At 71.0% G+C, this 9,655-nt stretch carries 10 protein-coding genes; 2 read left to right on the top strand and 8 right to left on the bottom strand.

Translation table 11 applies throughout. The features are described 5' to 3' along the window. Positions 1 to 52: 52 nt before the first annotated feature. On the top strand, positions 53 to 3,478 hold the full coding sequence (locus ACWCOV_RS41255) for an error-prone DNA polymerase (protein ID WP_449834839.1): 3,426 nt from the start codon (positions 53 to 55) through the stop codon (positions 3,476 to 3,478). Between the two features lies 1 nt (position 3,479). Here the strand turns inward: ACWCOV_RS41255 and ACWCOV_RS41250 are convergent, their stop codons facing one another. From ACWCOV_RS41250 to ACWCOV_RS41235, 4 genes are all read right to left on the bottom strand, one after another. Next, a complete protein-coding gene (locus ACWCOV_RS41250) occupies positions 3,480 to 4,730 on the bottom strand; it encodes a HEAT repeat domain-containing protein (RefSeq protein WP_449834838.1) in 1,251 nt (416 codons plus the stop codon). A 9-nt stretch (positions 4,731 to 4,739) separates the two neighbouring features. Continuing rightward, on the bottom strand, positions 4,740 to 5,369 hold the full coding sequence (locus tag ACWCOV_RS41245) for a hypothetical protein (protein WP_449834837.1): 630 nt from the start codon (positions 5,367 to 5,369) through the stop codon (positions 4,740 to 4,742). Positions 5,370 to 5,454: 85 nt separating this feature from the next. Continuing rightward, positions 5,455 to 5,850, bottom strand: coding sequence for a hypothetical protein (locus ACWCOV_RS41240; protein ID WP_449834836.1), 396 nt, complete (start codon positions 5,848 to 5,850; stop codon positions 5,455 to 5,457). 64 nt (positions 5,851 to 5,914) lie between these two features. Further along, positions 5,915 to 6,775, bottom strand: a complete 861-nt coding sequence (locus ACWCOV_RS41235) for an inositol monophosphatase family protein (protein ID WP_449834835.1) — start codon at positions 6,773 to 6,775, stop codon at positions 5,915 to 5,917. Between the two features lie 111 nt (positions 6,776 to 6,886). Between ACWCOV_RS41235 and ACWCOV_RS41230 the strand changes: the two genes are divergently transcribed. After that, positions 6,887 to 7,726 carry a YhjD/YihY/BrkB family envelope integrity protein gene (locus ACWCOV_RS41230; protein ID WP_449834834.1) on the top strand — a complete coding sequence of 280 codons (840 nt, stop codon included), beginning with the start codon at positions 6,887 to 6,889 and terminating at the stop codon, positions 7,724 to 7,726. On the opposite strand, the gene ACWCOV_RS41225 is transcribed toward ACWCOV_RS41230, so the two are convergent. From ACWCOV_RS41225 to ACWCOV_RS41210, 4 genes are all read right to left on the bottom strand, one after another. Beyond that, positions 7,719 to 8,342 (bottom strand): neutral zinc metallopeptidase, encoded by a 624-nt coding sequence (locus tag ACWCOV_RS41225; RefSeq protein ID WP_449834833.1) that lies wholly within the window; start codon positions 8,340 to 8,342, stop codon positions 7,719 to 7,721. The two genes, ACWCOV_RS41230 and ACWCOV_RS41225, sit on opposite strands and share 8 nt — an antisense overlap. Beyond that, the gene (locus ACWCOV_RS41220; protein ID WP_449834832.1) at positions 8,339 to 8,854 is read right to left on the bottom strand and encodes an RDD family protein; all 516 of its coding nucleotides are present in this window, start codon (positions 8,852 to 8,854) and stop codon (positions 8,339 to 8,341) included. Before ACWCOV_RS41220 ends, ACWCOV_RS41225 begins: the two co-directional genes overlap by 4 nt. After that, positions 8,851 to 9,390, bottom strand: a complete 540-nt coding sequence (locus ACWCOV_RS41215) for a hypothetical protein (protein ID WP_449834831.1) — start codon at positions 9,388 to 9,390, stop codon at positions 8,851 to 8,853. The genes ACWCOV_RS41220 and ACWCOV_RS41215 overlap by 4 nt, the downstream gene beginning before the upstream one ends. Continuing rightward, a partial coding sequence (locus ACWCOV_RS41210) for an SUMF1/EgtB/PvdO family nonheme iron enzyme (RefSeq protein WP_449834830.1) occupies positions 9,387 to 9,655 on the bottom strand: 269 nt, incomplete at its 5' end. The genes ACWCOV_RS41215 and ACWCOV_RS41210, both read right to left, overlap by 4 nt.

The following is a 9,655-nucleotide window of genomic DNA, read 5'->3' as shown; positions in this document are numbered from 1 at the left end:
GCGCTACTTCGAACACATGTTCTAGTCTTGTGGTGGACGGGAGGTGTGTGCGATGGGCTACAACAATCCGCCGATCAAGTGGTCGGAGCTGGAGCGCAAGCTGTCGAACCGCTCACGCCCGGGCAGCCACGGCAACCGCCCGGTGACGGCCGACGGCGGCGACAGCCCGGCGTGGTCACAGCACCGCGGTCCGTACGTGCCGGCCCCCGCCCGCCGCCCCGACAACGCGGTGCCCTACGCAGAGCTGCACGTGCACTCGAACTTCTCCTTCCTGGACGGCGCGTCCCAGCCGGAGGACCTGGTCGAGGCGGCGGTCCGGCAGGGCCTGCACGCGCTGGCGCTGACCGATCACGACGGGTTCTACGGCGCGGCCCGGTTCGCCGAGGCCGCGGCGGCGTACGCGTTACCCACGGTGTTCGGGGCGGAGCTGTCCCTCGGCCTGACCGGCCCGCAGAACGGTGTGGCCGACCCCGAGGGCAGTCACCTGCTGGTGCTGGCGGAGGGGCAGGAGGGCTACCACAAGCTGGCCGGCGCGATCACCGAGGCGCAGCTGGCCGGCGGTGAGAAGGGCCGCCCGGTCTACGACCTGGAGGAGCTCGCCGAGCAGGGCCGTGATCGCTGGCTGATCATGACCGGCTGCCGGAAGGGGCTGGTGCGGCAGGCGCTGGAGCTGGGCGGGCATGCCGACGGTCCGGCCGCCGCGGGCCGGGAGCTGGACCGGTTGGTGAGCCTGTTCGGCCAGGACCGCGTGGTGGTCGAGCTGGTCGACCACCACCTGCCGGCCGACTCCAGCCGGAACCAGGTGCTGGCCGGCCTGGCCGCGGACCGCGGGCTCCCGGTGGTTGCCACCAACAACGTTCACTACGCCACCCCGGCGCAGCACAAGCTGGCCGCCGCGCTGGCCGCGGTCCGGGCCCGCCGCGACCTGGACTCGATGGACGGCTGGCTGCCGCCGGCCGGGATGGCGTTCGTCCGGTCGGGCGCGGAGATGACCACCCGGTTCCAGCGGTTCCCCGGGGCGGTGGCGCGGTCGGTGACGATCGCGGACCAGCTGTCGTTCGACCTGGCCCGGGCGAAGCCGAAGCTGCCGTTGCGGGACGTGCCGGACGGGCACGACCCGATGTCCTGGCTGCGGCACCTCACCTTCGAAGGCGCCGCCCTGCGGTACGGGACCCGCGAGGAGCGCCCGGACGCGTACGAGCGGCTGCAGCGGGAGCTGGACGTCATCGCGGAGAAGGGCTTCCCGGGGTACTTCCTGATCGTCCACGACATCGTCAAGTTCGCGCACGACCACGGGATCCTGTGCCAGGGCCGCGGCTCGGCGGCGAACTCGGCGGTCTGCTACGCGCTCGGGATCACCGCGGTCGACAGCATCCTCTACAACCTGCCGTTCGAGCGGTTCCTCGCCTCGACCCGGACCGAGGAGCCGGACATCGACGTCGACTTCGACTCCGACCGCCGCGAGGAGGTGATCCAGCACGTCTACGAGAAGTACGGCCGCCGGAACGCGGCCCAGGTCGCGAACGTGATCAGCTACCGGCCGAAGTCCGCCGTCCGGGACATGGCCAAGGCCCTGGGGTACTCGGTCGGCCAGCAGGACGCGTGGTCGAAGCAGGTGGACGGCTGGAGCCCGGAGATCACCTCGACCGAGCACGACATCCCGCCGCGGGTGGTGGAGATGGCGACCGGGCTGCTGAAGTTCCCGCGGCACCTGGGGATCCACTCGGGCGGGATGGTGCTGACCGAGCGGCCGGTGGGGGAGGTGGTGCCGATCGAGCACGCCCGGATGGAGAACCGCACAGTCCTGCAGTGGGACAAGGACGACTGCGCGTGGATGGGGCTGGTGAAGTTCGACCTGCTCGGGCTCGGGATGCTGGCCGCGCTGCAGTACTGCATGGAGCTGGTCCGCGAGCACGTGGGGGAGTCGTGGCTGCTGCACACGATCCCGAAGGAGGAGGCCGGCGTCTACGACCAGCTGTGCCGGGCGGACTCGGTCGGGGTGTTCCAGGTGGAGTCGCGGGCCCAGATGGCGACGCTGCCCCGGTTGAAGCCGCGCCGGTTCTACGACCTGGTCACCGAGATCGCGCTGATCCGGCCCGGCCCGATCCAAGGCGGCGCGGTCCATCCGTACATCCGGCGCCGGACCGGGGAGGAGCCGGTCACCTACCTGCACCCGAAGCTGCGGCCGGTGCTGGAGCGCACCATGGGAGTGCCGCTGTTCCAGGAGCAGCTGATGCAGATGGCGATGGCGGTCGGCGAGATCGACGGCGACGAGGCCGACCTGCTCCGTCGCGCGATGGGGTCGAAACGCGGGATCGAGAAGATCTCGTCGCTGAAGGAGAAGCTGTACGCCGGGATGGCGCGCAACGGGATCACCGGGGACCTGGCCGACGAGATCTACGACAAGATCGAAGCCTTCGCGAACTTCGGGTTCGCGGAGTCGCACTCGATCAGCTTCGCCCTGCTCGTCTACTCCAGCACGTGGCTGCGGCTGCACTACCCGGCCGCGTTCCTGGCCGCGTTGCTGCGGGCCCAGCCGATGGGGTTCTACTCACCCCAGTCCCTGGTCGCCGACGCCCGCCGCCACGGTGTCGAGGTGCGGCGTCCGGACCTGCACCTGTCCGGGGTCGACGCGGGCCTCGAGCAACTGGTCGACGGGCAGGAGCTGACCGGGCCGACCGGCTCGGCGGACTGCCTGGTGGATCCGCAGCCGCTGGTCGGGCCGTTCGACCCGAAGGCGCCGTTCGACACCACTGTCCATCGCCGGGACGGCGCGTTCTCGGTCCGGCTCGGGCTGTCGGAGGTGCGCACGATCGGCGAGAAGGGCGCGAAGCTGATCGTCGAGGAGCGCGACCGCGGTGGGCCGTTCACCGAGATGGCCGACCTGGTCCGCCGGACCGGGATCACTGCCGCCCAGGTGGAGGCGCTGGCCACGGCCGGGGCCTTCGACTGCTTCGGGCTCGACCGCCGGCAGGCGCTGTGGGAAGCCGGGCGGGCTGCCGAGGAGCGCCCGGGTCAGCTGGCCGGCATCACCGCTGCCGGGCCGCCGCCCACCCTGCCCGGGATGACCGACATCGAGTCCGACATGGCCGACCTGTGGTCGACCTCGATCACCACCACCAGTCACCCGATGCAGCGCATCCGGGCCGAGCTCCGGGCCGAGGGCATCCTGTCCGCCGCCCAGCTCCGCGAGGCGCCCGACGGCAGCCGGGTCCGCGTCGCCGGGGTCGTCACCCACCGCCAGCGCCCGGCCACCGCCTCCGGCGTCACCTTCATGAACCTCGAGGACGAGACCGGCATGGCCAACATCGTCATCACCGTCGGCTGCTGGCACCGCCACGCCACCGTCGCCCGCACCGCCGGCGCCCTCATCATCCGCGGCCGGGTAGAACGCGCCGGCGAAGTCACCAACCTCTCCGCCGACCACCTCCAACGCCTCCCCCTAGCCGCCAAAACCACCTCCCGCGACTTCCGCTGACTCAGGCTTTCCGGCCGCGAAGCACCGGCCACCGGCTCCGCCAGGAGGCGATGACGCGATCGAGGTTCGTGCGGACCACGGGGTCGGTCTCCGTGACCTGCAGCTTCCGCAGGTCCCGCAGTAGCGATCGGTCCTTGCGTTGTTCGGCCGACTGGACGGCTTGGCGCCGTACGTCGGCATCGGGGTCATCGAGTGCTCGGCGCAGCAGGCCGGTGGCGTCGCCATGTGCCTTGATCGCGCGGTACACGGCCGACACGCGGTCACCGGCGGCGGGCCGATCCAGTAGCGGCTCCAGATCGGCGACCTGACAGTCGCCGCTGTCGGTGAGTGCCCACGCTGCTGCCCACAGCACTGCGGAGTCCTCGTCGGTCAGCAGTGCCCGGGCGCGCTCGGCGAGATCGGCAGTGCCAAGGACGCGGAGCACGTGAATCGCCGCGGCGCGCACCGGCGCGGCCGAGTCGGTCAACGCCGTCCGCGCGGCAGTCTCGACCTGGGGCACGGTGGATCGCCACCCGACGCCGAGCGCCGCCTCGCGGACGCGAGCATCCGGGTCCGCGGCGGCCGCGGCGAGGCCGTTCCCCGCGCCGGCCCCGATCTCCGGCAGGTAGCTCAGCGACCAGGCTGCCCGTACCCGCCGGTCCGGATCCGGGTCACCGGCAAGGATGGCGAGCAGCGCGGTCTCGTCCCCAGGCAGCTTCTGACCGAAGTCGGTGACCGAGTATCCGGCCAGGAGTTCGTCGAGCCACCGCTCGTACCAGGAGAGGAAGTCCGGATCCTCGCTCACGTACGGCGGGTCGCACCAGTCGGCGTTGACGTCGACGAGCCGTCCGCGGCCCCGACCGGTCACGACGAGCTGGGTGTAGTACGCGCAGCCGTGGTGCACGATCGCAAGGCTGCCCTGCCGTGGCTCTGGGAACTCGCCGTACTCCTCGACTGAGTGGGCGATGCCGTCAGCGAGGTAGCTGGGGGCCGCGAGGAAGCCGACCGGATCGTCGTCCCAGTCGAGCGCCTCCCGCAAGGGCACCAGCCCGTAGCTCGGGCCCGCGCCGCCATCCCCGGCCTCGAGCAGAAACAGCCGGTACTCCGCCGGCAGCGCCACCCCATGCTCGGCCTCGAACGCCGCGACCTGTGCCTCGGACAGCGGCGGTTTCAGCCGGTACGAGTGGGCCTTGGCGCCGAAAGACTCCAGCAGGGCAGGGGATTCGGCCGCCTGGGCGAGTTTCGCGCGGATGCGGATGATCCGGTCGTCCACCGGGACAGACTACAGAGCCCCGGCGCGCCCTTGCCCGGGGCTGGGGAAACGCGGAACCGCCCGCGGGGTTTCCGCGGGCGGTTCGGTTGGGGTGGTCAGCTCGTTGCGGTCTTGATGGCGTTGAGGAGGATGGTGCACTGGGTGGCGTCGCCGAGGAGTTTGCTGTTGAGGAGGACGCTGGCTTCTACGTCGCCGGGGGAACTTGGCTTGGCAGCTGTCGAGCAGCCGCTGGTGGGTGTGCCAGCGGACCAGGTCGACCGCCGACATCTGCAGGCCGCGGTGGCCGGCGCAGTTCGGCTGGCCGGCGTTCCAGAGGGCCACCCTTGGCCAGGTCGCTGATGTCGTAGGAATGCGCGGCGGTGTCAGGGTTCGCCGCGGTGCACGGGACGCGGGTGCGATACCCGCCGGGGCGAACAGACGCTCGTTGATGTACGCCAGCGTCCAGGGACCCGAGTCGTTCGGGCCCATCACGTCCGGCACGCCGCGGCTCGGCTCGGTCAGGTCCCACAGCTTCGGGATGATCCATCGCGTAGTCAGCATCTGGTCGATCCCCGAGGTGTGGCTCAGGATCTGCCGGACCGTCAGGCTCTTCCACGACGGGTCCATCTGGTCCACATGTCCGGCGGCAGGTAGCCCCACAGCTTCACGTCCGGGCCGACGCCGCGCTTCTCGACCAGGTTGAGCAGGGCCGCCGCGGTGCTGTTCTTGGTCGCGGTGGGGCTGGCTACGGCTGGGGGAGCTTGGTGTTCCAGTGGTGGAGCTGGTCGGTCAGCCAGGGGAGGAGGGGGTCGCCGACGGCGGTGTCGATGCCCAGGTAGCGGACGCCGACGGTGGCGAGGGCGAGCAGGCCGAGAAAGAGCCCCAGGACGTTGAGGGCCGAGCCGGCCACGTCGGGGCGGTGGGTGCTGATCAGGCCGACCAGGGCGGTGAGTACGGCGAGGGCGCCGAAGACCAGCGAGACGCCGAACAGGATCGAGAAGGTTGCCGTGAGCACCGCTCCGAGGCCGCAGACCAGCGCGATCTCGGCCGCGGCGGACATCCGCGCCCGCGGCGCGGGCGACGCGTCGATCAGTTCCTGCAGCCCCACCTCGCCTCGAGGGCTGTGCCCGTACGTGGCCATAACCCAAGGTTAAGCCGCAAACCTCGCGTCGGCAGTCAACCAATGGTCACGAAACGGGGCTGCTTCAGGCACACAGGTGCGGGGCGACCAGGTCGAGCAACCGCTGGTGGGTGGCGGGATCGGCGGCGGCGATCAGGCCGGGGCCGGTGTGCACGGGGTTGCCGCGGAAGTCGGTGACGGTGCAGCCGGCTGCTTGGCAGAGGGTGATGCCGGCGGTGAAGTGAACGCTGTCCTGCAGGGTGCCGTCGGTGATGTAGGCGGCCCGGCGGCCGATCGCGACCCAGGCGAGGGTGAGGGTCGTGGAGGAGACGCGGCCGGCGAACGCTGCCCGGAACTTCTCGTCGGCCAGCAGTTGCGCGCCGAGGAAGTCGGCCCCCGGCGGGGCGTCGATGTCCACGTCGACCAGCCGCGAGGCGGCGGAGGGTGTCGCCGGGAGGTCGGTCGCCGGTGAAGCGTCGCGAAGGCTGGTGGGCGACGGGGTGGCGGGGCTGTGGCCGGCGGGGTATGGGGTGGTGGGGGAGTGGATGGTGGTGCGGCGGAGCTTGGTTGTGGTGCCGTCGGTCCAGAAGGTTTCGCCGGTCAGCGGGTCGGCCACGGCGGCGACGGCGGTGGTGGGGAGGGCGACGTTGACTGAGAAGAGTGGGGTTTGGGCGGCGAAGTTGAGGGTGCCGCAGAGCGGGTCCACCAGCCAGGTGCGGGCCGCGGTGCCGGTGGCGCCGTACTCCTCGCCGATCACCGCGTCGTCCGGGCGGGCCGCGCGGATGACCTCGAGGATCGCCCGCTCCGACTCCAGGTCGGCCTCGGTGGCGAAGTCGGTCGGCGACTTGTCGTAGTGGCTGAGGGCTCCGCCGTACATCCGCCGTACGACGTCCGCCCCCGCCGCGGCCGCGTTGATCGCGACCTCGGCATCAGTCAGTCGGTCCATGGCGGCATCCAACCCCAGGTGGCGCCGCGGGTCGAGAGCCGGGGTGGCCGCACGCGCTGTCACCCGTCAGGGATGAGTACGGCGGCCGCGCGCTTGGCTAGCGTCGAAGTGATGAAGCAGCGGTGGGTGGAGCACCCGCGGGTGCAGCAGGGCCGGACGTGGGTGCAGGGCAGCATCGTCTGGCGCATCGTGATCGCAGCGCTGCAGATCCGGCTGTACGACCAGGCCCTGACGCTCGCAGGGAAGGCCTTCATCGCGCTGGTCCCGCTGCTGATCGTCATCGCAACCTTCCTGAGCGCGTCCGATGCCGAGGCGGTCGCCAACTGGATGATCAGGCGGTTCGGCGTGACCGGTACGACGGCCGACGCGGTCCGCTCGTTGTTCTCCCGGCCGCCGTCCAGCTCGGGCGGTCTGACCATCCTGAGTGTCCTCACCGTGCTGGTGTCCGCGAGCAGTTTCGCCCGGTCGATCCAGCGGACCTACGAGATGGCGTGGGACCTGCCCGCGCGCGGACTTCGCCGTACCGTCAACGGCCTCCAGGGCGCCTTGCTGCTGCTCCTCACCCTGATGGTGCTGGCCTCGATCGCGAGCCTGGCCGACGACCTCCCCGGTGGCGTGATCGTCTCGCTGGTCGCGCAGACCTGCGCGGCGGTCCCCGGGTGGTGGCTCGCCGCGTGGCTGTTGCTGAGCCGGCGCGTCGCCTGGCGGCTGCTGTTGCCGGGCGCCGTGGTGAGCGCGCTGGCGCAGACGATCGTCAGTGCGGCGGGTGCGACGTACGTTCCGCACCTGATCGAGCGGAACACCGAGCGGTACGGCGTCATCGGCGTGGCGATCGCGATCATCTCGTGGCTCGTCGTCCTGGCCGTGGTGGTTGTCACGTCGGCTGTGGTCGGCGCCCAACTGGGCGCTGCGCTGGCCCAGCACGACCAGCGGAAGGCCCGCTCTACCTGACACAGGCCTCGATCCCGCGGTTGACGCCGACGCTGAACGCGGACGTCCGTTCCTGGATGTTCCCGTGGTCGCTGACCTTGGTCCACGGGTAGTCGTCCGCGACGGCAGCCAGCGTCTGGGCGAGTTCCTGGGCGTCGCCAGGCTCGATGGCGATCGCGCCGGTCGACGCGGCGCCCTGGAGGGAGGCGCCGGCCAGGCAGTCGGCCTGGAGCTCGGCGGCGACGGAGACCTGGTCGGCGTCGAGCCGGGCCTGGATCGCGTGGGCCCATTCGTGGGCGATGATCAGGTAGACCCACGCGTCGCCGATCTGGCTGTAACCGGCGGCCATCAGGTCCTCGTCCCACGCGATGAAGTCACCCGCCGGGCAGTAGTACGCGTTGTACGGCACGGACTCCTCGCCGGCACACCGTGGCCCGTCGGCGCCGGTGTAGCCACCGGCCACCTGCGGGCTCTCGTACGGCTCGCCGAAGGTCTCCGGAAACGCCTGCTGCCAGAAGCTGTCGACCACCCGGACAGCGTCCTCGATGTCGGCGTCCATCGCGCTCTGGTTGATCGAGGTCGTCCCGGTGCAACCGGCGACCAGTACGGCGAGCAGCAGCCAGACGATCCTCATCATCGACCCTCCGCGTTGGCGCGCCGGAGGAAGTCGGACAGCGGACCGGGCAGCTCGGCCGGCCGCTCACCCCAGTCGTAGACGACCGCGGTCCCGGCGATCAGGTCGTGCAGCGCGCGATGCTCGCGCTGGAAGATGATCAGCACCAGCCCCGCTCCGAACAACAGCACGCTCAACGGGGTCGCGCACACCCGCAGCAACGCCCGGCCGGTCCGCAGCGTACTGCCGTCCGCACGCACCACCCGCAGTCCGACGATCCCCTTGCCCGGCGTCCGCCCGGCGATCGCAAGACAGCCGAAGGTGTAGCAGAAGGCCCAAGACAGCAAGGCGATCGTCGCGACCGGCGCGGACGGATCACCACGCAACGACACATCCAGGAACGCCGTCGTCAGCAGGTCCAGCCCCGCGAGCCCGAGCGTGTACGACGCGAACACGAAGATCACGTCGAGTACGGCGGCCACCGCCCGGCTGATGGCCCCCGAGTAGTGACCGGTGACGGTCAGCCGCCCGTTCATGCCTGCTCCGGTTCGGCCAGCAGCCGTGGCGCCGACGGCTGCGAGGGCGTGTGCCGGCGCAGCATCCGATCGATCACCCGGTCGAGTACGGCGTCCAGCCCGGCCAGTTGCCGACGGACCAGGTCGAGGGCCGAGCCGGCCATCTGACTGGTGCTCTCGGCAACGATATCCGGGATCCCGGACCGCCGGACCAGCTCCTCGAGATCCACGTCGCTGAGCAGAGCGTCCATGTCGACCCGCGCCAGCAGGCGGTTGAGATCGATCCGGTCCGTGAGCCGGTCCAGGTCGACCCGGTCCAGCAGCTGGTCCATGTCGATGCGCTCGACCAGCCGGTCGACGTCGATCCGGCTCAGCAGCCGGTTCGGATCGATGCGGTCGAGCAGCCGGTTCACGTCGATGCGGTCGACCAGGGCTTCGACGTCCACGTGCTCGAGGATGATGTCCGGCTGGACCGTCTCGACCACCCGGCCGGTGACCTTGCCCGCGATCCGGCCGATCAGCCGGCCGGGCGCGCTCGCGACCTCGGGGTGGCTCATCGCAGGCACCGGAAGCCGAGGTGGCTCATCCCGGTGTCGACCATCTGCGGGCGCCGGGCCGCGGGCCGGTAGCGCAGGCAGTAGCTGTCCGCGCACAGGAACGAGCCGCCCTTGATCACCTTCCGCGGGATCCGGAACTGCGGCTGCGCCGGGTCGAGACTGGCCTCCTCCGGGACACAGCAACCAGGACCGGGTTCCGGCGCCGAGCTGTACCAGTCCCTGGTCCACTCCCACACGTTCCCGGCCATGTCGTAGAGCCCGTAGC

It is taken from the genome of Kribbella sp. NPDC002412, assembly GCF_053592935.1.
Note: the sequence above shows the minus strand (reverse complement) of the source record. Positions and strands in the feature narration are given on the sequence as shown.

What these genes read in the sequence shown, in the direction of transcription:
- ACWCOV_RS41255 (WP_449834839.1), top strand. Translation starts at nt 53, where the DNA reads ATGGGCTACAACAATCCGCCGATCAAGTGGTCGGAGCTGGAGCGCAAG.
- ACWCOV_RS41235 (WP_449834835.1), bottom strand. Translation starts at nt 6,775, where the DNA reads ATGGACCGACTGACTGATGCCGAGGTCGCGATCAACGCGGCCGCGGCG.
- ACWCOV_RS41215 (WP_449834831.1), bottom strand. Translation starts at nt 9,390, where the DNA reads ATGAGCCACCCCGAGGTCGCGAGCGCGCCCGGCCGGCTGATCGGCCGG.
- ACWCOV_RS41230 (WP_449834834.1), top strand. Translation starts at nt 6,887, where the DNA reads ATGAAGCAGCGGTGGGTGGAGCACCCGCGGGTGCAGCAGGGCCGGACG.
- ACWCOV_RS41225 (WP_449834833.1), bottom strand. Translation starts at nt 8,342, where the DNA reads ATGATGAGGATCGTCTGGCTGCTGCTCGCCGTACTGGTCGCCGGTTGC.
- ACWCOV_RS41220 (WP_449834832.1), bottom strand. Translation starts at nt 8,854, where the DNA reads ATGAACGGGCGGCTGACCGTCACCGGTCACTACTCGGGGGCCATCAGC.
- ACWCOV_RS41240 (WP_449834836.1), bottom strand. Translation starts at nt 5,850, where the DNA reads ATGGCCACGTACGGGCACAGCCCTCGAGGCGAGGTGGGGCTGCAGGAA.